The 23,084-nt window shown below is 38.1% G+C and carries 18 protein-coding genes, 1 other RNA gene and 1 other annotated feature; of the genes, 3 read left to right on the forward strand and 16 right to left on the reverse strand.

The annotated features are described in order from the left end of the window. Nucleotides 1–103: 103 nt before the first annotated feature. The 5 genes from recD2 to cymR all read right to left on the reverse strand — a co-directional run bounded on the left by recD2 (nucleotide 104) and on the right by cymR (nucleotide 6,148). Complete coding sequence (recD2, locus tag ASE01S_RS01555; protein WP_067837206.1) at nucleotides 104–2,434, reverse strand: SF1B family DNA helicase RecD2; 2,331 nt, start codon at nucleotides 2,432–2,434, stop codon at nucleotides 104–106. Nucleotides 2,435–2,449: 15 nt separating this feature from the next. Further along, nucleotides 2,450–3,121: a tetratricopeptide repeat protein gene (locus ASE01S_RS01560; protein WP_067837209.1), complete on the reverse strand. Its 672-nt coding sequence runs from the start codon at nucleotides 3,119–3,121 to the stop codon at nucleotides 2,450–2,452. A gap of 296 nt (nucleotides 3,122–3,417) precedes the next feature. Next, nucleotides 3,418–4,527 carry a tRNA 2-thiouridine(34) synthase MnmA gene (mnmA, locus tag ASE01S_RS01565; RefSeq protein WP_067837213.1) on the reverse strand — a complete coding sequence of 370 codons (1,110 nt, stop codon included), beginning with the start codon at nucleotides 4,525–4,527 and terminating at the stop codon, nucleotides 3,418–3,420. After that, complete coding sequence (locus tag ASE01S_RS01570; protein WP_067837216.1) at nucleotides 4,527–5,699, reverse strand: cysteine desulfurase family protein; 1,173 nt, start codon at nucleotides 5,697–5,699, stop codon at nucleotides 4,527–4,529. The genes mnmA and ASE01S_RS01570 overlap by 1 nt, the downstream gene beginning before the upstream one ends. A gap of 29 nt (nucleotides 5,700–5,728) precedes the next feature. Beyond that, entirely contained in the window at nucleotides 5,729–6,148 is a 420-nt protein-coding gene (cymR, locus tag ASE01S_RS01575; protein WP_067837219.1) for a cysteine metabolism transcriptional regulator CymR, read from the reverse strand. A gap of 259 nt (nucleotides 6,149–6,407) precedes the next feature. Here cymR and ASE01S_RS01580 point away from each other — a divergent pair, with 259 nt between their 5' ends. Together ASE01S_RS01580 and ASE01S_RS01585 are read left to right on the forward strand one after the other, a co-directional pair. Next, a complete protein-coding gene (locus tag ASE01S_RS01580; RefSeq protein WP_067837224.1) occupies nucleotides 6,408–7,676 on the forward strand; it encodes a replication-associated recombination protein A in 1,269 nt (422 codons plus the stop codon). A gap of 81 nt (nucleotides 7,677–7,757) precedes the next feature. Further along, a complete protein-coding gene (locus ASE01S_RS01585) occupies nucleotides 7,758–8,390 on the forward strand; it encodes an RsfA family transcriptional regulator (RefSeq protein ID WP_067837227.1) in 633 nt (210 codons plus the stop codon). A 240-nt stretch (nucleotides 8,391–8,630) separates the two neighbouring features. On the opposite strand, the gene ASE01S_RS01590 is transcribed toward ASE01S_RS01585, so the two are convergent. The 4 genes from ASE01S_RS01590 to hisS all read right to left on the reverse strand — a co-directional run bounded on the left by ASE01S_RS01590 (nucleotide 8,631) and on the right by hisS (nucleotide 13,424). Beyond that, nucleotides 8,631–9,326, reverse strand: a complete 696-nt coding sequence (locus ASE01S_RS01590; RefSeq protein ID WP_308417102.1) for an alpha/beta hydrolase — start codon at nucleotides 9,324–9,326, stop codon at nucleotides 8,631–8,633. Between the two features lie 775 nt (nucleotides 9,327–10,101). Then, a non-coding RNA gene (ssrS, locus tag ASE01S_RS01595) (6S RNA) lies at nucleotides 10,102–10,283 on the reverse strand. An 84-nt stretch (nucleotides 10,284–10,367) separates the two neighbouring features. After that, nucleotides 10,368–12,146 (reverse strand): aspartate--tRNA ligase, encoded by a 1,779-nt coding sequence (gene aspS, locus ASE01S_RS01600; protein WP_067837230.1) that lies wholly within the window; start codon nucleotides 12,144–12,146, stop codon nucleotides 10,368–10,370. A gap of 12 nt (nucleotides 12,147–12,158) precedes the next feature. After that, a complete protein-coding gene (gene hisS, locus ASE01S_RS01605) occupies nucleotides 12,159–13,424 on the reverse strand; it encodes a histidine--tRNA ligase (RefSeq protein WP_067837233.1) in 1,266 nt (421 codons plus the stop codon). A 92-nt stretch (nucleotides 13,425–13,516) separates the two neighbouring features. Continuing rightward, nucleotides 13,517–13,741 (reverse strand) — a binding site (T-box leader). 150 nt (nucleotides 13,742–13,891) lie between these two features. On the opposite strand from hisS, the gene ASE01S_RS01610 reads away from it, so the two are divergent. Then, nucleotides 13,892–14,971, forward strand: coding sequence for an N-acetylmuramoyl-L-alanine amidase family protein (locus ASE01S_RS01610; protein WP_067837236.1), 1,080 nt, complete (start codon nucleotides 13,892–13,894; stop codon nucleotides 14,969–14,971). A gap of 317 nt (nucleotides 14,972–15,288) precedes the next feature. On the opposite strand, the gene phoU is transcribed toward ASE01S_RS01610, so the two are convergent. The 7 genes from phoU to ASE01S_RS01645 form a co-directional block, all read right to left on the reverse strand. After that, entirely contained in the window at nucleotides 15,289–15,948 is a 660-nt protein-coding gene (gene phoU, locus ASE01S_RS01615) for a phosphate signaling complex protein PhoU (RefSeq protein WP_067837241.1), read from the reverse strand. A gap of 19 nt (nucleotides 15,949–15,967) precedes the next feature. Then, on the reverse strand, nucleotides 15,968–16,774 hold the full coding sequence (pstB, locus tag ASE01S_RS01620) for a phosphate ABC transporter ATP-binding protein PstB (RefSeq protein ID WP_067837245.1): 807 nt from the start codon (nucleotides 16,772–16,774) through the stop codon (nucleotides 15,968–15,970). 18 nt (nucleotides 16,775–16,792) lie between these two features. Then, complete coding sequence (gene pstA / locus ASE01S_RS01625) at nucleotides 16,793–17,677, reverse strand: phosphate ABC transporter permease PstA (protein WP_067837249.1); 885 nt, start codon at nucleotides 17,675–17,677, stop codon at nucleotides 16,793–16,795. Continuing rightward, complete coding sequence (gene pstC / locus ASE01S_RS01630) at nucleotides 17,677–18,633, reverse strand: phosphate ABC transporter permease subunit PstC (protein ID WP_245630303.1); 957 nt, start codon at nucleotides 18,631–18,633, stop codon at nucleotides 17,677–17,679. The genes pstA and pstC overlap by 1 nt, the downstream gene beginning before the upstream one ends. 66 nt (nucleotides 18,634–18,699) lie before the next feature. Continuing rightward, entirely contained in the window at nucleotides 18,700–19,719 is a 1,020-nt protein-coding gene (locus tag ASE01S_RS01635; RefSeq protein ID WP_067837257.1) for a PstS family phosphate ABC transporter substrate-binding protein, read from the reverse strand. A gap of 547 nt (nucleotides 19,720–20,266) precedes the next feature. Next, the gene (gene dtd / locus ASE01S_RS01640; RefSeq protein ID WP_067837261.1) at nucleotides 20,267–20,716 is read right to left on the reverse strand and encodes a D-aminoacyl-tRNA deacylase; all 450 of its coding nucleotides are present in this window, start codon (nucleotides 20,714–20,716) and stop codon (nucleotides 20,267–20,269) included. A gap of 18 nt (nucleotides 20,717–20,734) precedes the next feature. Then, nucleotides 20,735–22,933 carry a RelA/SpoT family protein gene (locus ASE01S_RS01645; RefSeq protein ID WP_067837264.1) on the reverse strand — a complete coding sequence of 733 codons (2,199 nt, stop codon included), beginning with the start codon at nucleotides 22,931–22,933 and terminating at the stop codon, nucleotides 20,735–20,737. Nucleotides 22,934–23,084: the final 151 nt, after the last annotated feature.

The raw sequence follows: 23,084 nt of genomic DNA on the forward strand, positions 1-23,084 counted from the left end.
AAAAGCCAAACTAAAATCTACTTTACCAAGTTAGCTAAAGCCTTCATCACGGGCATTAGCATCCATTTATAAATCCTGGATTATTATCATCTTAGAAACGATCTTAGAGAAAATCAAAAGGAGATAGTTCTTCTTGATTATTCACGGCAAGTTCTATCGTCTCAGCATAATGCTCATCTGAGATTATTTTAGTTAAACGATTAATTAAGGACGTGTAACGCATATTCGTATCTTCAGTCTTGACACCTTCCAAAAAGGCTTGTATATCCCCACATATAATTAGAGATTGCTTTGCTCGGGTGACCGCAGTATAAAGTAAGTTTTTTCTTAGCATTCTACGAAAGCTTGAGTCAATTGGTAGAATGATAATTGGGAACTCACTCCCCTGTGATTTATGAATGGAGATACAATAGGCATGCATTATGTTGAAAAGATCTTTCCGGGTATAAATGACGTCATTATCATCGTAGGTCACCACGACCTGTTCCTCTTGATCTACATTCTCAGTTTCCTTAAAGATAGCGGTAATTTGACCAATATCACCATTAAACACACCATCTTCTGGTTGGTTCACTAACTGTATAACCTTATCTCCCGTACGAAAAACGGTCTCTTTAAAGCGGAGCTCTCGAACTCCCTTTCGCTTTGGATTAACAACCGCTTGAAGAGCTTGATTAATTTGATGAATACCCACCTCAGTCTTATACATTGGTGCTAAAATCTGAATATCTTTCAATTCAAATCCCTTGTCGATAGCTTTTTGAGCAATTTGCTTAACGACTCCAACTAACGAAGATCGATGACTACGAATAAAATTAAAATCACTAGCCTTTTCCAAGTCTTGCTGTGTTAAACGGTTATGTTTGATATGGTGAGCAAGCTGTATAATTTTTGAGCCCTCTTTTTGACGATATACTTCATTAAGTTGAACACACTTTACCTGCTGACTAGCCAGTAAATCAGCTAACACCTGACCGGGTCCAACAGAAGGAAGCTGATCCTCGTCACCAACTAATAAAACTTGCATTCCATTCGGTATCGCTTTAAATAACTGATTAGCCAAAAAGATATCAACCATTGAAAATTCATCAACAACTAAAAATCTACCATTTAAAGGATTTTCTTTATTTTTTTCAAAGCTTTCATGACCATCCCAGCCTAACAAGCGATGAATGGTAACAGCTGGAAGACCAGTTGATTCAGATAAACGTTTAGCAGCTCGACCTGTTGGTGCAGTCAAAACAAAGGGAAACTCAGCCTTACTATTATAATCCGCTATGTTAAGTGAAAGTTCATGGCTCGCACTATATGCCCTTAAGATTCCCTTAATGACTGTTGTTTTTCCAGTGCCAGGTCCACCTGTTAGAATCATCACTTTTTCCGACAAAGCTTGTTCAATTGCTTGATACTGTTCCTTACCATAGCTTAGTACTTCTTCTTCTTCAATCTTTCCAACAATTTTTAATAGTTCTGCTTCAACAACCTCTTGCTCATGTTCTTCCATTAATAAGCGTTTTAAATTAGAGCAAAATCCAACCTCAGCATAAAATAAAACTGGCAAATAAATGCGATCTTCGTCCACAATGAGGTACTGCTCTTCTTCCATTTCGATTAGTTGACCCTTAAGCAGTTCTGGATTAATGGGTTGTTGGTTTGATTCTAATAAACTGCGAGAACGCTCAAGTAAAATCGTATCAGGAAGGAAGACGTGGCCTTCTTGCATGGCATCATAAAGAATATACAAGAAAGCGGCCCGAAGACGAGCAGGGTGGTCATGTGCAATTTCATTTTGACTAGCAATACTATCGGCGCGGTGAAAACCAAACCCTTCTATATCAAAGACATATTGATACGGGTTGTTCATTAAAATGTCTAACGCTTGATCTTGATAAGTCTGATAGATCTTTTGTGCCATTTTCAAGCCGATACCGTATTTAGATAAATGTACCACCACATGATCAAAGCCTTGGTGCTCCTTCAAACTGTTGATTAAAGCCTCTTTACGTTCTTTTGTTATACCTTGAATATGGTCTAACAAATCTGGCTGATCTAAAATCTTTGATACGGCACCTTCACCTAACTGATCTACAATTCTAGTTGCCGTTCGCTTCCCAATACCATGAAACAAATCACTTGATAAATAAGCAATTAACCCTTCTCTTGTATTGGGTAAATAGCGTTTAAAATGACTCACTTCATATTGCAGACCAAATTTTTTGTGTTCAACAAACTCACCATTAAATAGATAGGCTTCTCCAGGCAGTAATTCACTAAAATAGCCTTTAACAACAAGCTCAGGTTCGGCAAAGGATTCATTCGTTTCAAGCACTTTTATTTTTGCAATGGAAAAATGTTCAGCCTGATTCGAATAAATCATATAAATTAATTCACCTTTAATATACTTTTCATCTTCGATAATAAGCTGATTTTCCATTACTCTTTATCCCCTTTAATCTCGAACTTGCTCTGCTATTAGTCGTTCGATCTCACTTAATGCTTGTTGGGCCATCGAGTGGTTAGGCTGAAGCTTTAAAGTTTGCTTTAACAAGTCAATCGCTAGGCCTGTTTGACCTTTAAATAAGTGGGCCAAAGCTAAATTATAATAGGCATCACTATGTGAAGCATCTAATTTTATTACATGTTCAAATTGTTGAATAGCTGCCTCAAGCTGGTCAGTTTGAGCAAGAACCAAGCCGTATTGAAAGGCTATTTCACTATCCTGGTTATTTTGCTGATAAGCATACTGTAAATGAGGTAAGGCTTGCTGGTATTGTTGCTGATATTGCAAGCTTAATCCAAGCATAAAATAGACATCGGTCTCGGTCAAACCAAGATCAATCGCATGTTGATAATATTTTGCTGCCTCTTGATAGTTTTCAAGCTGGTAATAAAGATGACCTAGTCCGTAATGAGCTGTAGCTAAATTGTTATCTAATTCAATCGCTCGTTCAAAAAAAAGTTTGGCTCGTTCTATATCTCCTAAATGTAAAAGAACTTGACCAAAGTTTATATAACCTATTGGATCCTGAGGTTTTTCCTCAATTGCAGCTTGAAAGCTTAACGCTGCTTGATGGAAATCTCCTTGCTCCATTTGTTTTAAGCCCGCTTTTAGAGGATCCATGCCTCCACTCCTTTTCTCGCATTTCAATTTAAAGACTAGTTTCATTCTCTATCGCAGTGTAACTGGCTGGGCTACGATTACTCGCCCCAACGAAGGGCTTTTGTAAGCCTCCTCCTTCAAGAAATAAGGGAACACGTCATTTCTAAATGAGAGATCCAACAGCCAGTAACGGCCCGATTGGTTCAACTAACATTCAGTCGGGGAGAGAGAAGGCCGACTAAGTTCGCGACGTCGTGTCGTAACGTCTGAACGAGCACATCCTATGCGTCAAAACCCCCACTTAACGAAGTTTCACTTTATCCGACATAATCTAATTTGCGACCTCTATTAAAGATCTGATCAATTGTACCGCCCCCTAGACAAATTTCGTCCTGGTAAAAGACAACAGCTTGTCCTGGGGTAACCGCTTGTTCAGGTGATGCAAAATCTACTTTAACGGTTTGATCCTCTTGAATGGTTACAGTTACTTTACTATCTTTTTGACGGTAGCGAAACTTAGCCGTGCAGTCGAACCTTTGTGCGATCGGCTTGTTGATCCAATTAACGTCCAATGCAATAAGTTGATCGGATTGCATATAGATATTGTCATGCCCCGCCTCAACATAAAGAATATTTTCTTCAAGGTTTTTTCCTACTACAAACCAAGGACCACCTGGACCACCGATACCTAGTCCCTGTCGTTGACCAATGGTGTAATACATTAGTCCATCATGTTGCCCTTTATCTTCACCACTCATTGTTTGAATTCGGCCAGGTTGGGCCGGTAAATATTCGCTTAAAAATGTTTTAAAATCACGCTCACCAATGAAGCAAATGCCTGTACTATCCTTTTTGTTCGCTGTAGCTAGACCATTTTCCTTCGCAATACGACGGACTTCCTTTTTCGGTAAATGCCCTAGTGGGAACATCACCTTTTTCAAGACATCCGCTGACAATTGATTAAGGAAGTAGGTCTGATCTTTATTATCATCTGCACCTCTAAGTAACTCAACTCGATCACCATTTAATCGAGTTTGTGCATAATGCCCTGTAGCGACATAATCTGCTCCTAAAGACAATGCATGATTCAAAAAAGCTTTAAATTTAATTTCTTTATTACAGATAACATCAGGATTTGGCGTTCGTCCTGCTCTGTACTCATCTAAAAAGTAAGTAAAAACTTTATCCCAATACTCTTTCTCAAAATTTACAGCAAAATAAGGAATTTCAAGCTGATTACAAACCCTTACAACATCATCATAATCCTCAGTTGCGGTACAAAAGCCCTCATCATCTGTATCATCCCAGTTTTTCATAAATATCCCGATCACATCATAACCTTGTTCTTTGAGTAAAAGAGCGGCTACAGAAGAATCTACACCTCCGCTCATTCCAACCACGACGCGTATATCTTTATTTTGCTTCATTATAAATCACCATCTTTATGTTTTTCACTTTGATTGACCAATCGTTTAATGATCTTAACAACACGATCAGCAGCTTCAATTACCTGTTCCCGATTATTGGCTAGTCCAAAGCTAAAACGAATTGAATTCCTAGTTCTGGCATCGTCTTTGCCATACATCGCCGTGAGTACATGCGAGGATTCAAGAGATCCAGCTGTACAAGCACTACCACTCGAAGCTGCGATCCCTTCAAGGTCCAAGTTCATTAATACTGATTCGACATGTGTATTGGGGAAGCTAAGGTTAAGGATTGTCGGTGAACTATTTTTTAATACACCATTAACTTTGAAGTCAATCCCTGCTTGAACCAATTGCTGATAAAATAACTCTCTAAGCTCTTGGTAATGAGCATAGCATTGATAGCTTGATTGCTCAATTAATTCAATTGCTTTCTTCATGCCCATAATACCAGGTAAGCCTTCTGTTCCTGCTCGCTTTAGGCGTTCTTGAGACCCACCAAATTGCATCGCTTGCAGCTTTATACCCTTTTGAGCATAAAGAAACCCAACACCTTTAGGGCCATTAATTTTATGAGCAGAAGCAGATAAAAGATTAACCCCTAGTTCAGTCACATCAATTGGCAATAAACCATATGCCTGAACAGCATCCGTATGAAAATAAGCTTGGTGATCTGCTAATAATTGACCGATTTGTTTAATAGGCTGAATCGAACCGACCTCGTTATTAATAAACATAATAGAAACAAGAATCGTATCTGGTCTCAAGGCTTGCTTGACAGCTTCAGGATCAACCAATCCAACTGAATTTACAGGTAAGTAGCTGACCTCAAAACCGATTGATTCAAGGTACTCCGCTGTACGGAGGATACCATGATGTTCTATTTTTGTTGTAATAATATGATTACCTTTTGTTTGATTAGCTAAAGCGACACCAATTAAAGCAAGGTTATCTGCTTCCGTTCCACCACTAGTAAAATAAATATCCTTTTCATGAGCACTTATTGAATGAGCTATATAGCGTCTCGCTTTATCAAGCTGCGCTCGGGCCTTGCGACCATAGTGATGAATACTTGATGGATTACCAAATGTATCCTCCATTAGGCTTGTCATAACTTTAATAACTTCCGGATGCATGGGTGTTGTCGCTGCATGATCCAAATAGATTGCATCCATTACTTCTCATCCTTCCCGAATTCCAAACTTTAGATATAAAACATATACGGTTCATTCTCTCCCGTTTCATTGTATTTAGATAGATCATCTAAGGTCGTTGTATCTAACACATTTTTCACTGCATCACGAATCCTAATCCAGAGCGCTTGTTTAACTGGCTCTTCATCTTCTATTCCTTCAACTGGTGTAATCGGACCTTCTAGAATCCGAATGACATCACCAGCAGTAATCTCTTTAGCTGATTTTGCCAGCATGTATCCTCCATAAGCTCCACGTACACTTCGAACAAGTCCAGCATTTCTTAATGGTGGAACAAGCTGTTCTAAATAGTGTTCAGATAAATCATTTTCTTGAGCAATACTCTTTAATGAAATCGGCCCATCCCCTGTTTTTTTAGCTAAAGCAATCATGATCGTTAAACCATAACGCCCTTTTGTCGAAATCTTCATGTTAATGCCACTCCCTTAATTCTTGACCAATTCTTCTAGTCGCTACTATTTCTCTTTCGCTATTATAGCATGAATAAGATAACACTTGCATTTCAATTGGAGAATAAGTACGATAAAAGGCGACTATATCTATCTGATATATACAAATGTATTATATTCTAATCGAAAATAATTATTTAAGTCAAGTCAAAGAAACGATTAAGACACGCTCGTTATCTTTTGAAACGAATCAGCCTATTTAAAGGAGCCGTGAAAGCCTATGGTACAACAGCCACTCGCATACCGATTACGCCCTAAACATATCAATGACATTATTGGTCAAGCCCATTTAGTCGGAGAAGGAAAGATGATTCGCCGCATGATTGAGGCAAATAGACTTGCCTCAATGATCTTATTTGGCCCTCCAGGAACTGGTAAAACCTCTATGGCAACCGCTCTAGCAGAATCACTTGAGTTACGTTATAAAGTATTAAATGCTGTTATCGATAAAAAAAAGGATATGGAAATTGCAGTTGAAGAAGCTAAAATGTCAGGAACATTAGTGCTAGTTCTAGATGAAGTTCATCGGCTTGATAAAGGCAAACAAGACTTTTTATTACCACATGTGGAAAGCAATCTGATTACCTTAATTGGCTGTACAACAAGCAATCCGTATCATGCCATCAATCCTGCGATAAGAAGTCGTGTTCACTTATTTGAATTAAAACGCCTAACCATTAATGAAGTCAAACAAGCACTTGAACGTGCGATCAACGATCAAGAAAATGGATTAGGAAACATGCAGCTTACGGTTAGCGATGATGCTCTCACGCATTTCGCCCATGCGGCAAATGGTGATCTTCGGGCAGCATTAAATGGCCTAGAACTCGCAGCATACTCAACGAAGAAAAGTAATGATAAAGTTTCGATTGATTTATCAGTAGCTGAGGCCTGTATGCAGAAAAAAAGTTTTTCTCATGACAAAAATGGTGATGCTCACTATGATGTGCTATCAGCCTTTCAGAAATCCATTCGTGGGAGTGATGTCAATGCTGCGCTTCATTATCTTGCTCGATTAATTGAAGCAGGTGATCTCGATAGTATTGCCCGTAGAATGCTCGTTATTGCTTACGAAGATATTGGACTTGCCAACCCTCAAGCTGGACCGAGAACATTAGCAGCAATTGAAGCTGCGGAGCGCGTTGGCTTTCCAGAAGCAAGGATTCCACTAGCGGTGGCCATAGTCGAACTTTGTTTATCACCAAAATCTAATTCTGCCTACAAAGCACTTGACCAGGCTCTTGCTGATGTTAGACATCAACAAATAGGTGAGATCCCTGATCATTTAAAAGATAGTCATTATCAAGGTGCAAGCAAATTAGGCAGAGGGGTCGGCTATCAATACCCACATAATTTCCCTGGTGGATGGGTCAAACAACAGTATTTACCGGATACACTAAAAGAAAAAAAATATTATCAACCCTTAGAAACTGGTAAATTTGAAAGAGCATTGAAGCAAATGTATGAACAAATTAATAAATATGAATAATTAATCTAGCTTTTGTCCATACTTCAATTAAAGAACCTATTGATTATATAAATATAGATCAATTGATAAGGAGTGAAATTGATGGCAAAGGTTAGACAAGATGCATGGTCGCATGAGGATGACCTATTATTAGCAGAAACAGTGTTAAGACATATACGCGAGGGTAGTACACAGCTTAACGCTTTTGAAGAAGTCGGTGATCAATTAAATCGTACATCGGCTGCATGTGGCTTTCGCTGGAATGCAGAAGTAAGACAAAATTATGAACAGGCTGTAGCCATTGCTAAACGACAGCGCAAACAGAATAAACGGGAACAGCTCCTACAGCATAAAGTGAAGCAAACCAAGCCACCAGTCTATCAAAAGGAGATAAGCGAGATTAAGGATGCTTCAGAACCACTATCACTAGATTTAAATCAAGTGATTCAATATTTGACCCATTTAAAAAAGCAAACAGAACAATCTCACAAACAAATTCATGCCTATAATGAGCTTGAACAAAAGCAACAACAACTTGTCACCGAGAACGAAAAACTATTAAAGCAAGTTAAATCATTGGAAAAGCAGCTTGAAACGGTTCAAGAAGACTATCAAACATTCTTGAAAATTATGGATCGGGCCCGTAAAATGGTGGTTTTCAATGATGAAGATGAGAAAAAACTTCCCACCTTTATTATGGATAAAAACGGAAACTTAGAGCAGGTGGCTCGTTAAAACAAAATTTAAAACGCTCATAATAATAAAAAAAGCAAGCGCTGGTTATATTTAGCTTAGGAAAGTGAAACAGTTGACGCTAAAAGGACCACACATATTAGATATATCTAATATGTGTGGTCCAATTTTATTGCCTTCTTCAACTAAAGCACCCAATAATTTATGTGTATTATTTCACAAACACTTCTTAATTTAATTTTGTTTTCATAGCTTTTATTAGTGACCTTTTTCAATTAACTACTAAATAATCTGCAACGAATGTAAATATTTCTCAATTTCATACTCTGTTATATGAAAATACTCGTTCTGATGCCTACCATAGTTAAAAAATCCGTGTTCTATACCTTCAAATGTTTTTACTGTTATATCATTTCCTTCTTGTTTCATCAGTTTTATAAACGCTTTATTGTGTTCATAATCGATATCCGATGTACCACAAAACCATAAAGTTTGTGGCAAACAATTTTTAATATTATGTATAGGTGATATCTCCATAGCTTTTTCCAATAATTCAGGATAGCGTCTTCTCATTATATCAACACCATCCATGACTCCTGAAAAAACAATTAGAACATTAGGAACATGATTTGTTCCTTGATTATTATATTCGTGTTCATCATACAAATCATCAAACATAATAGAAGACACAGCAATATATGCACCCGCAGACGAACCACATACAACTATTTTGTTCGGATCTACTCCTAAATCAGAGGAATTTCCTCTTACCCATCGTATAGCAGATTTAACATCATAAATTGCCTGAGGTGGTAGGAAACCTTCATCCGAGCCATTTCGATATTCAACACATATTGCAACCATACCCTTAGAAGAAAAATAATCTGCTTGATGTTGGAATTGTACTGGGGTTTTTGGGTTCTTTTTAAAGCTACCCCCATTAAAAATAGAATAGCTGGTCTGTCTTTTTGCTTTGATGGTGGCTCAAATATATACAATTTTAAGTTTCTTTCCCCTACTACTTTATAATTTTTTCAATTACAGGATAATTTTTTCATTGCAAAATCCCCTCTACGCTTAATGATCTTGTTATTCAATTCTCTAATGTTAATAAATAATCCTTCTTAAAAAAGGTGTAAAAATAGAAAAGATTATGGCAGTTCATCAATTAAAAAGACAAGGGTTTAAAGTGTCTGCGATCGCAAAAAAAATGCGACCTATCACGGAACACCGTATATGCTTATCTAGAATTAGATTTTGAAGAAGCGTGCAACTGGGTAAATATCCTGAAAACAAGAAAGAGAAAATTGAACCCGTGTCGTGATAACATAGTTGGTTGGCTTAGAGAGCATCCAGATTTATCTGCTTCTCAAATTGCAGATTGGTTAGAAAACGATGTTCATTTAAAGAGATTGGAGAAAGTACTGTTCGAACATATGTTAGGGAACTTCGAGAAACACTTCATATTCCAAAGATGATGACGTACTGTACATACGAAGCTGGAAGAGTTACCAGCAGGAAAACAAATGCAAGTAAATTTCAGAGAAATGACAGTGAAAACAACAGAAGGTAATGGGATAGAAGTTTACGTCATCGCATTTGTCCTTTCTCATTCACGGTACCATATGGCAAACACAGCCGTTTACCACTTGAGATGTATTACAATGTCATGAACAAGCTTTTCAATATTTTGACGTAGAACCAAAAAAACTCATTTCATTAGAAATGAGTTTTTAATAATTGTTGTATTCTATTTAATCCCGATCGTGCCGTCTAAATAGAAAGTTTTGAACCCGCTCTTGGCAGGTGGGTGCTCTGTTCTCCGCTTCTTAAGTCCTCACTTTAAGGCATGTAATCCACACAGAAACATCGAGCTCCCGACTTTATAATGTTCGGTCAAAACATTAATAATTTCAACGTACACATCAGGATTGTTCACTCAGCTATACTTAACTCCTGCACATATCTTAGCATAATTTTTCTTGATAATCAAGTTCCAATCCGATGGCTAACTGCTGCCTATGAATCGGACTTTTTTAATGCAAGCTTTAAATGAAGCTCATCTAATTGTGCCGGACTAACAGAACCTGGTGCATAAGTCAATGGATCGGAGGCGGATGCTGTTTTAGGGAATAGAATAGTATCACGTAGATTTGTCTTGCCGGCTAATAACATGACCAATCGGTCAAAACCTAAAGCAATCCCTCCATGAGGTGGCGCACCATATGTTAAAGCATTGAGCAGAAAATCGAATTGCTCATAAGCTTCTTCTTTACTAAACCCTAACACTTCAAACATTTTCTCCTGCAAATCACGCTTATGAATACGAAGTGATCCACCACCAAGCTCAAAGCCATTTAGCACTAAGTCGTAGGCTTCAGCCTTCACTTGATCCGGTTTCGTATCGAGCTTATCAATATCTTCAGCAATTGGTAGAGTAAACGGATGATGGGCAGCGAAGTAGCGTTTCGCATCCTCATCAAACTCCAATAATGGCCAATCCGTTACCCAAACAAAATTAAACTGACTTTCATCGATTAATCCTAATTCTTTAGCAAGTTTTTGTCTTAATGCCCCTAAGCTATCATAAACAACTTGGGTTTTGTCTGCTACAAATAATAGTAAATCATTTTCTTGGGCATCAAATGCTGCTATTAAGTCCGACTGTTTCTGATCATCAAAAAACTTTGCAATCGGCCCCTTTAATTGACCTTGTTCTACCTTGAGCCAGGCTAACCCTTTTGCTCCGTAAATTTTGACGAAATCGGTCAATTTATCGATGTCTTTTCTAGAAAATTGTGAGGCTTGTCCTGTCACGTTTATACCGTTGACTTGTCCTCCTGAAGAGATGGTCGATGCAAACACTTTAAACTCAGAATCAGAAACCAACGTAGAGATATTGACTAATTCTAATCCATACCGTGTATCTGGTTTGTCAGAACCGAAGCGAGACATGGCTTCAGCATAAGTTAGTCTAGGCAAAGGTAGAGTTAATTCAAACCCTTTAACCTCCTTCATAAGTTGCTTCATCATTTGCTCTGTCATATCCATAATCTCATCGCTACTCATAAATGATGTTTCAATATCAATTTGCGTAAATTCTGGTTGACGATCTGCACGTAAATCCTCATCACGAAAACAACGAGCAAATTGAAAGTAACGCTCAAAACCTGCCACCATAATTAATTGTTTAAACAATTGTGGTGACTGAGGTAACGCATAAAAATGACCTTCGTGTACCCGACTAGGTACTAAATAATCACGTGCACCTTCAGGGGTACTTTTTGTTAGCATTGGTGTTTCCATTTCTAAATAGCCTGACTCACTTAAAAAGTTTCGAATGACTTGTGAAGCTTGATGTCTTAACTTGAAGGTTTGTTGCATAGTTTCTCTTCTTAAATCAAGATAACGATATTTTAATCGAATATCTTCAGAGATTTCTGCATGATCTAGCACGGTAAAAGGTGGATTCTTTGCTTCATTTAAAATATCAACATACTGAGCCATCACCTCAATCGCTCCAGTTGCCATTTTCTTATTAACCGTATTCTCAGTTCGTGCAACAACATGCCCAGTTATCCGCAATACATATTCACTTCTTACTGACTCAGCTATAGCTAAGGCTTCTTTAGAAACATCAGGGTTAAATACAACCTGAACTAATCCAGACCGATCACGTAGATCAATAAAAATCAGCCCACCTAAATCACGACGTTTTTGTACCCAGCCTTTCAGTACAACTTCTTCACCTACATGATTGATTCGTAATTCTCCTGCCAGATGTCGTATTTCACTCATCACACATACCCCCTATAAACTTTGTTTTATATATCTAATTAATTGATCAAATTTGACTACCTCTTGAGCCCCGGTACCCATATTCTTGATGATAGCAGCTTCCTGCTCCAGCTCCTGGTCTCCAAGAATAATCACAAACTTTGCTTTCTGACGATCAGCGGCTTTCAGCTGTCCTTTCATCTTTCTAGATAAATAATCTTTATCAGCTTGAACACCCTCACTTCGGAGTTGATGTGTCAATTCAACAGACTTGCGTTCAGCATCTTTACCAATCGCTATCAGATAACAATCTAGGGCTTGATCAATTGGCAAATCAATTCCTTCGGCTGCCAATGCCATTAGCAAACGCTCTGCACTAAAAGCAAAGCCAATCCCTGGTGTACTCGGACCACCTAAATCTTCAACTAAGCCGTTATAACGTCCACCACCAGTTAATGTGGTAATCGCACCAAATCCCTCAGCATCACTCATAATTTCAAAGGCAGTGTGGTTGTAATAGTCTAGCCCACGGACTAGATTAGGATCGACGACATAGTCAACCCCCATCACAGCTAAATATTGCTTAACTTGCTCAAAATATTGTGCTGATTCCTCGTTTAAGTAATCTAGAATTTTGGGTGCATTTTGCATCGCAATGTGATCACGGTCTTTCTTACAATCTAATACACGTAATGGATTTTGCTCTAGTCTCAATTGACAATCCGAACAAAGTTCTGCTTGATAGGGTTTAAAGTGGTTAATCAGAGCCGTTCGGTGCTTTTGTCTGCTCTCCTGATCTCCTAATGAATTCAGAACCAACCGTAATGATTTTAAGCCAAGACTTCGATAAAATGACATAGCTAGACTGATTACTTCAGCATCAATAGCTGGATCTGAGCTTCCTAATGCTTCAACACCAAATTGGACAAATTGTCGCATGCGTCCCTGTTGTGGTCTTTCATAACGGAACATCGGACCAATGTAAAATAATTTCTGGGGCTGATTGGCAGAACCGTGTAATTTATGTTGAACAAATGCACGTGTTACAGATGCTGTTCCCTCAGGTCGAAGGGTTATACTTCTTCCACCTCGATCTTCAAAAGTATACATTTCTCGTTGGACGATATCCGTTGTATCACCTACCCCCCGTTGAAATAACTCGGTATGTTCAAAAATCGGCGTCCTTACTTCTTTATAATTATAGGTATGGCATAATTCAATAAATTTTTGCTCAATAAATTGCCATTTCTCACTCTCCCCCGGTAAAATATCTTGTGTTCCTCTTGGTAAATTAATCATTATTTTGCCTCCCTAATCATCCAAATGAATGAAGTGATGGTTAAATTTCTTTATCATAAAATATTTTTAAGCATAAAAAAATCGCCTCCCTATAAAGGGACGAGCGAATACCCGTGTTGCCACCCTAGTTGAATTGAAGAATGATTCAATCCCACTTAAAGCAGTTAACGCCTGCAAACGACTATGCTTACTAGCTATTTTCAGCATAGTACCTACGGAATGTCTTTCATTAAAACGCTTGTTAGAGATCCTCTCAGCTCGTAGATCCCCTCTCTTTAACCGCCCTTTTTAACTACTCTTTCCCTCATTGGTATTAGTCGATAATTATTAGAATTGTCTATAATATACTGTTTGACCATGTCAATGTCAAGTCTGTTTTGCATTTTTCTTAATCAATATGATAAATTTTGACTTGGAACAGTTATCCGATTATGATAAAGATAGCCAACTTAGTTAAGGAGTATACGATGTTATTGAAAAAGTTAAAATATCCCATAAATCTAATTATCTTGTTAGTTTTAATTAGCCTGTCTGTTGGACCTACTTATGCTGAGAGCATCCAAATTAGTGGTGATCAATTACTCGTTCGTTCTGGACCAGGAACAGAGTTTGAACCTATAGGCCATGTTAATCAAGGTGAAACACACCCAGTTGTTGAACATGATGGTGATTGGATAGCCATTGAGTTCGCCGGCCAAACAGGTTGGATAAATAGTCAATTTGTAACAACTCTTAAAGATCAACCAGCCTCACCGGAAATGACCGACCAATCAGATCAGCAGGATTATTTTCATATCCCATTTGAACATGTAAATGTCCGGGCTCAGCCAACAACAGATAGTGATCTCATTGGTGAACTACCATTCAATGAGAAGATAGAGCTAGGAGATACCTATGAGGATTGGATTGAAGTGACTTGGAATGATCTTACCGGCTTTATTCCACTTTGGATCGTGGAAGCAAACCCTTTCGAACAGACTGTCGACCAATCTATTTTTAAAGGTAAAACGATTGTGATTGATCCCGGACATGGTGGCGTTGATGTTGGGGCAATTAGTATTACCGATCATTATGAAAGCCATTATGCACTTTACACAGCTGAAGTACTTCGAGATCAGCTCTCACAGTTAGGTGCAGATGTTGTGATGACTCGAGAGGATGATTATTATTACGCTCTAATGCCCAGGGCAACATTGGCTAATTATGTTCACGCTGACGTGTTTATTAGTTTACATTATAATAGTGAACCACAATATCCGACTGCAACTGGCATTAATAGTTATTATCGAAATGAAAGTGAGCAATTACTGGCAGAATATGTTCACAATCAGTTGATTGAATATACTGGAGCCAATGATCGTGGTGTTGAATACGGAAACTATTTAGTATTACGAGGGTTAAGTCGACCTGGAATCTTATTGGAGCTTGGTTTCATTTCAAACCAAGAAGAAGAAAAACAGATTCAGTCACATGCTTATCAACGTAAAATAACACAGGGTATAATTGAGGGCTTACAGCAATATTTCTTGACAAGTAAACAAAAATGATTTTCATCTGAATCGCCGGGTTCACATATAAGTGAACCTTCGTTCAATGGGGGTTTCGACGCATAGGATGTGTTCGTGCAGACGTTGCGACACGGCGTTGCGAACTTAATCAGCTTCCTTGCTCCCCCACTGAACGTTAGTTGAACCAATCGGGCCGTTACTGGCTGTTGGATCTCCTGATTAGACATTCCCTTCTTTCTTGAAGGGGGAGCCTTACAAAAGCCCTTCGATGGGACGAGTATCGCAGCCCAGCCAGTTACACTTCTATAAACAAAGGGCATCAGGAAGTGTTGATCTTCTTGATGCCCTTTATTTTATTACTCATTTAAGTCATAGTTTTCCCCTTTAACAAGGTACATAATACTCTCAGCAATATTTGTTAAGTGATCGCCGAATCGCTCGATATAGCGGGCACTAAAGGCCATCTGCATAATCAACTGAATTTTTTGCGGATTGGTAGCAGACATATGCAGCAATTCTTCTAATACTTGCGCAAACATACGGTCAATTAGGTCATCTAATTCAGAAAGCTTTTTAGCCAACTGGATATCCTCTTCTTTGTAAGCTTCTATCGCCAAATCAATCATTTTAAAGGCTACATCACGCATATCAGCTAATGCTTCGTGAATCGTCAGTTGATGGTCTGATCCTAGATGGAGTGCTGATCTGGCGATGTTTTTGGCATTATCGGCCATTCTCTCTAAATCTGTTGAGGTCCTAATCGCAACAATAAGCTTACGTAAATCTGTTGCCACAGGCTGTTGCTTGGCAATCAGTAAAATAGCAGATTCATTAATCATTAGGTCTAGCTCATCAAGCTGTGTATCTGCTTCAATAACTTTTTGGGCAAGTTCTACATCTGCTTTGTACAAAGCATCCACAGAATGCTCTAATTGTTCCCGAGCTGCCTTTGCTAACTCAATGACTTTATCTCTTACCTCTTCAAGCTCTAAATCAAACAATTCACGTGCCGGCATTTAAGTTACCTCCTATAAATTAGCCAAATCGGCCAGTAATATAATCTTCTGTACGCTTGTCTTCTGGTGTTGAGAAAAGTGTATTGGTATGCTTAAACTCAATTAATTCACCATTTAGCATGAAAGCAGTACGATCTGATATTCTTGCAGCTTGCTGCATATTATGAGTGACAATCACAATCGAGTAGTCATTTTTCAAATCTTGAATCAATTCTTCAACTTTCAAAGTTGATTTCGGGTCTAGTGCAGAGGTAGGCTCATCCATTAGGATAACATCAGGTTCTATCGCCAAAGCTCTAGCTATGCAAAGACGTTGTTGTTGACCACCGGACAATCCATAAGCATTTTCCTTTAAGCGATCCTTGACCTCATCCCAAATGGCAGCACCACGTAAGCTTTTCTCGACAATCTCATCTAATATTTTTTTGTTTCTAATCCCATGAATCTTTGGACCATAAGTAATATTATCGTAAATTGATTTCGGAAAAGGATTCGGCTTTTGAAATACCATCCCTACTTTTGTTCGAAGTTCTTCAACTTTAAAGCTCTTATCTAGAATATTACGATCACGATATTTTATGACACCTGATGTATGAACATTCGGCACAAGCTCAACCATACGATTTAAAGTCTTTAAATACGTAGACTTGCCGCAGCCTGAAGGTCCAATAATCGCGGTCACTTCTTTTTCATAGATAGGTAAATTTATATTTTTCAGGGCATGTTTGTTACCATACCATAAATTTAAATCTTCTGTATCATAAACCACTTCTGCTTTATTCAATTCATTTGTTTGGTTAATGGTTACTTTTGCTACGAAATCCATAATGGTTTTCCTCCTGATCTAATAACGTTGTTGGAATTTATTGCGAATTAGAATAGCCACTGAATTTAAGATGAACAGCATTAATAACAAGACAATAATCGTTGCCGAAGCTAGATTAGCATATTCCGCTACTAACGAGGCATCAAGTGTCCAGTAATAAATTTGCATAGGTAAGACGGTAAAACGATCCATCAAACCGCCCGGGAAAGGAATTAATAAAGCCGGAATCCCCAAAACAACCAAAGGAGCTGTCTCCCCAATTGCACGTGATAAGGCTAGTATCGTCCCTGTTAAAATACCTGGTAATGCGGCTGGCAATATAATATTTTTGACAGTTTGCCATTTGGTTGCGCCTAAACCATAGGAAGCCTCACTTAAGAACTGTGGTACAGCACGCAATGCCTCTTGACTTGAAACAATAACAATTGGTAGCACGAGTAAGGACATCGTTAGTCCACCAGCTAGCACTACACTTCCTAAATTCATCGCCCGTACAAATATGGTCATCCCTAAAATCCCATAAACAATTGAAGGAACACCTGATAAATTCGCTATATTTGTTTGAATAATAGATTGAAGTTTACCTTTTTTAGCATAAAGCTCATTATATATAGCTGTACCAACACCTAGTATCATCGTGATCGGAACAACTACAACCATTAACCATAGCGTTCCTAGAATAACCCCCATAATTCCAGCTCGATCAGGATCAGTTGAAAGCATACCTGTTAAAAAGTTAGTATCAATATAGCCAAATCCTTCAGTAAAAATTTGAACAAATAACACCGCTAATATGATAATGCCAAAGGTTGTCGCAAGAAAAAACAAGCCTTTAAGAAAGTTATTTAGCATGATACGACGTTTCATTTTCTTAATAACATGATGTTGATCAATATATTTCATTAATATTCCTCCCTAAAGCGACGAGAAACAAAGCGTGCTAGTATATTCATTAATAAAGTAAATACAAATAATGTCATCGCAACCGCATAGAGACTATAGTAAATAGTTGAGCCTGTTGAAGCATCTCCACCAGCAACCTCGACAATATAGGCAGTCATGGTCTGCATCGATTTAGTGACATCAAAAGTGAAATTCTTTGAGCTTCCACTTGCAATCGTGACAATCATTGTCTCTCCAATCGCTCTAGAAATGCCTAATACAAAAGAAGCCACAATCCCTGAAAAAGCGGCAGGAATGATAACCTTAAAGGTTACTTCTAGCTTGGTCGCCCCTAATGCTAACGCCCCTTCTCGAATGGAATTGGGAACAGCACTCATCGCATCCTCAGATAATGATGCAATCATAGGAATAATCATAATACCCATTACTAATCCTGGGCTTAGAATATTAGTAGCATCTAGTTCAGGAATGAATTGTCGTAATAAAGGGGTTACGAATGTGAAAGCGAAAAAACCATAAACAATCGTTGGAATACCAGCTAGCAACTCAAGGATTGGCTTAAGCAGACGTCGTACTCGATCTGATGCGTATTCGCTAAGAAATACTGCCGTCATAATACCAATCGGTCCTGCTACAAGCATAGCAATAACTGAGGATACGATCGTCCCATTAATTAATGGTAGTACCCCAAACTCAGGATTTTGGCTTAATGGTTTTAACACTGTACCTGTAAAAAATTCAATTACCGATACACGCTGGAAAAATTCAAACGTTTCCGTTACCAAAACCAATACAATGCCTACAGTAGTTAAAATAGACAAAAAGGCCACAACAAATAATAGTTTTGGAATAAATTTCTCCCCAAAATAAAGCAAGGTTTTAGTATCCTTTTGTTGTTCAATTAATGTCTTTACACGTACAGTATCATCTCTTTTAGCATGATTATAATTTGACACAACTAACCCACCTTTTATCATGACATAAAGAAGAGAGCCTATGCCCTCCTCTTTACACCATCTTATCTAGTTTAATGATTCAAGAAAATCGATTTCTTGCTGTACATCTGCATCTGGCAATGGAGCAAATCCAGTTTCACCTGCGAACGTATTAATGTTGTTCATCAGATAAATAGCATAATCTAAAACTTGTGGCTTAGATTTAGCATGATCTAAGTTTAAGTAAGTAAATACTGGTCTAGTGAACTCAGCATAGTCACCATCTTCAGCGATTGTATCAAGTGTTGGCTCAACCGGGCCATCACCAAAGTCAATGCTAACAGCCTTAACGCTGTCTTGGTTATTTACATAGTAACCAAAGCCGAAGAAACCAATTGAGTTAACATCTTCTGAAACTAATGTAACTAAAGTAGAGTACTCTTGTTGTAAATCAACATTATCTTTTAAATCTTCTTTATCTAGTATATTCTCATGGAAAAATTCATATGTCCCATGATTTTCATTCGGACCAAAAGTCTTTATTTCTTCATTTGGCCAGTCTGAATTAATATCAGACCAGTTTGTAATGCTACCACCTGATTTGAAAATGTTAATCACATCGTCTTTTGTTAATTCAGTTGCCCAATCATTATCTGGGTGAATAACAATAGTTAAACCATCTAATGCTACTTTTAATTCCTTTACTTCAAATCCAGCTTCTTCAGCTGCTTGTAGTTCTTCATCTTTAATTTCTCGAGAGGCATCGTTAAAGTCTGTCCCATCTGGCACTAAGAATTTTTGGAATCCAGCACTTGTACCAGAGCGTGCAACTTCAACAGAAACACCTTGTTGTTCCGTTGTCATATACTCTTCTGCAATACGAGCCATTAAAGGATAAACAGTTCCAGAACCATCAATGACAACACTACCAGATAGTTCTTGATCATCATTTGCATCATTTTCATCTGTATCGACATTTTCTTCTTGATCATTTGTGTTCTCATTTGCGTCATTACTTGTATCATCATCTGTTCCTCCACATGCTGCTAAGAAACCGATCGATAACATGACGAGTAAAGCTAACCCCACTAACTTTAATTTCTTCATAAGATAAATCCTCCTATAGTTTTCATCTTTATTCATGTGTGCTCTTAACTTGACCACATGTCCATCATAACGGTTAAGTTTGAACTTATCGTTAATTGTGTGTAAAGAAGATGTAAATTATAATAAAATACGAGTAATGGATTAATTTGTAAGTAGATAGATTTATAGAACTTAAATCATGAGAAGGATAGAATCGGCGGTAATTAAGCGAGTTTGATACTAACTCATTTGGTTGCATTTATTTCGTAAACTCATAGATCACAATGTGGCGCTATAACTTCTCCTCTCTCCAAACTTTCTTCAAGTATTATGTAAGGAAAATAAAGAAGCATTCTTAATTCAAAGGCGTTTATCTGACAAGACTTTCTATCATATGCGTTACGCCTAAACTAGTTAACAAATTTAACAATCGCATTGGTCCCTACGAAGGTTAGATTCTCCACAAACTGGTGTATTTCTGAAACTACACTTTTAGTTAAGAAATAGGACTAAAAAACTGACTAAAAATGAAATGAATCATTTTTAGTCAGTTTATTTTTCTTAAATATTAATGACGTTCTTGGCTATCAATGACAATGGTAACTGGTCCATCATTAATAAGCTCTACTGCCATCATAGCACCAAACTCTCCTGTCTCTACTTTTATACCAGCTTGCTCAAGCTCTTGGTTAAAAGTTTCATACATAGGAAGTGCCTTATCGGGTTTAGCTGCTGCGATAAAGTTAGGACGTCTACCTTTTCGCGTATCACTATATAGAGTGAATTGTGAGATAGAAAGAATTTCTGCATGAATATCTTGAACGGATAAATTCATTTTTTGCTGTTTATCTTCGAATATTCGTAGATGACTAATTTTTTTGACAAGATATTGTAAGTCTTCATCGGTATCTTCGTGAGTTACCCCTAATAAAACGACTAACCCTTGACCAATCTCACCAACAATCTTCTCATCGACTTTAACGCGAGCTTGACTAACACGCTGAATAACTGCTTTCATATATCCTTTAACCCCTTTTTACTGAACGACACGTTCAACGGTATAGATGTCTTTAATTTGCTTTAATCGCTCTACTATTTTGCGTAGATGGCTGAGATTATGAATCAGAAGTGTTAGATGAATAACAACGATCTTGTTACGATCTGACTTACCACTGACGGCTATAATATTTGTCCCGATTTCATTAACCGTATGAAGGACATCATTTAATAACCCGCGGCGGTCATATCCTGAAATCTCCAAATCAACATGGTATTGCTTTGTGCTTGCTGATTCCGATTCCCATTCAACATGTAAAGTACGTTCTTTTATTCCTTCAATATTCATATTAGGACAATCTTTCCTGTGCACCGATACACCTCGCCCTTTAGTGATAAAGCCAACAATTTCATCACCTGGAACAGGGTTACAGCATTTTGCCAAACGAACAAGTAGGTTATCAACACCCTCAACCCTTACACCTGAGTCTTTTCGACGAGGTGAGTTAGGCTTTGTTTTATGCTGAACCTCTTCAATGGTATCCTCAAGCTCTTTCTTCTCATCGGCTTTCCGTACTTTATCCATTAGGCGAGTGGCAATTTGTGATGCCGTTATCCCTTGATAACCAACAGCAGCATACATATCATCAATACTAATAAAATTAAAACGGTCGGCAACGCGCTGTAAGTTATTTTGTGTGAATACTTGCTTAGGATCAAAGCCGGCTGCACTGATCTCTTTTTCAACTAATTCCTTACCCTTCACAACATTTTCTTCACGTTGTTGCTTCTTAAAGAATTGCTTAATCTTATTTCGAGCCTGAGAGGTTTGGGCCATCTTGGCCCAGTCACGTGATGGACCATAAGAATGATTGGATGTCATCACCTCGACGATATCTCCATTTTTCAAAGGATAATCGAGTGGTTCCATCTTTCCATTAACACGTGCACCAATCGTATGATTACCAACCTCGGTGTGAATCTTGTAGGCAAAATCAATCGGAACCGAGCCTTTAGGTAACTCAATCACATCACCTTTTGGTGTAAAGACATAAACCATATCAGCAAATAGTTCGACCTTTAAGGACTCCATAAACTCTTCTGCATCATGCGTTTCACTCTGTGATTCGAGGATTTCTCGGAACCAAGCCAATTTCTCCTCTGAATTATCTTTATTTGGGTCTAGCTTCTTTCCTTCTTTGTAAGCCCAATGAGCTGCGATTCCGTATTCTGCAATCTCATGCATTTCCTTCGTACGAATCTGAACCTCTAAAGGGGCTCCTTTTGGACCGATAACGGTTGTATGAAGAGATTGATAAAGATTGGGCTTAGGCATAGCAATATAGTCCTTAAACCGACCCGGCATTGGCTTCCAGCAGGTATGAATAATGCCAAGCACCGCATAGCAATCTTTAATACTATCAACAATGATTCGGACGGCAAGCAAATCGTATATTTCATTAAACTGTTTATTTTGCAAGACCATTTTCCGATAAATACTATACAAATGCTTTGGTCTGCCCGAAAATTCTGCCTTAATATTAACGTCTTCGAGTTGCTTCTGAACTTCCTTCATTACTTCTTTAATATAGTACTCTCGTTCCTCACGCTTCTGTTTCATCAGATTAACAATTCGATAATATTGTTGAGGGTTTAAATAACGTAAAGCTGTATCCTCTAGCTCCCATTTTATCGCTGATATTCCTAAACGATGAGCTAACGGAGCAAAAATTTCTAACGTCTCATTAGCCTTTCGACGCTGCTGCTCTGGTGGCACATGCTTGAGTGTTCGCATGTTATGCATTCGATCGGCTAACTTAATTAAGATCACACGAATATCCTTTGACATCGCAATGAACATCTTACGATGATTTTCAGCTTGTTGAGCTTCTTTCGATTTATATTTAATCTTACCAAGCTTCGTTACACCATCGACTAGCATGGCTACCTCTTCGTTAAATGCCGAAGCAATCTCTTCGATCGTCACTTCTGTATCTTCTACGACATCATGAAGAAACCCTCCTGCGACGGTTTCTGCATCCAAACCTAATTGAACTAATATACCTGCAACTTGAACAGGATGAATAATATACGGCTCACCTGATCGTCTGAATTGATTCGCATGGGCCTTTTTAGCATATTCATAGGCACGGCGGACAAGATCGGTATCCTGCTCTGAGAGATATTGGGCTGCTTGCTCAATGACATCCTGTGCCGTCAAAATATTTTCTTTTGACATATATGATCACCTTAATCCTTCTAATCCTAACGCGTTCCATTAAGTTTGGCTTTGGGTTGTGCTTATTATCATAACATTTATTTTAATATTTTATAACACTTCACTAAATGATTTCAACAAAATCCGTTTTAGATAGGCTATAGAGATAAGG

Origin of the sequence: Amphibacillus sediminis NBRC 103570 (assembly GCF_001552275.1) — a bacterium.
GTDB classification, from domain to species: domain Bacteria; phylum Bacillota; class Bacilli; order Bacillales; family Amphibacillaceae; genus Amphibacillus_B; species Amphibacillus_B sediminis.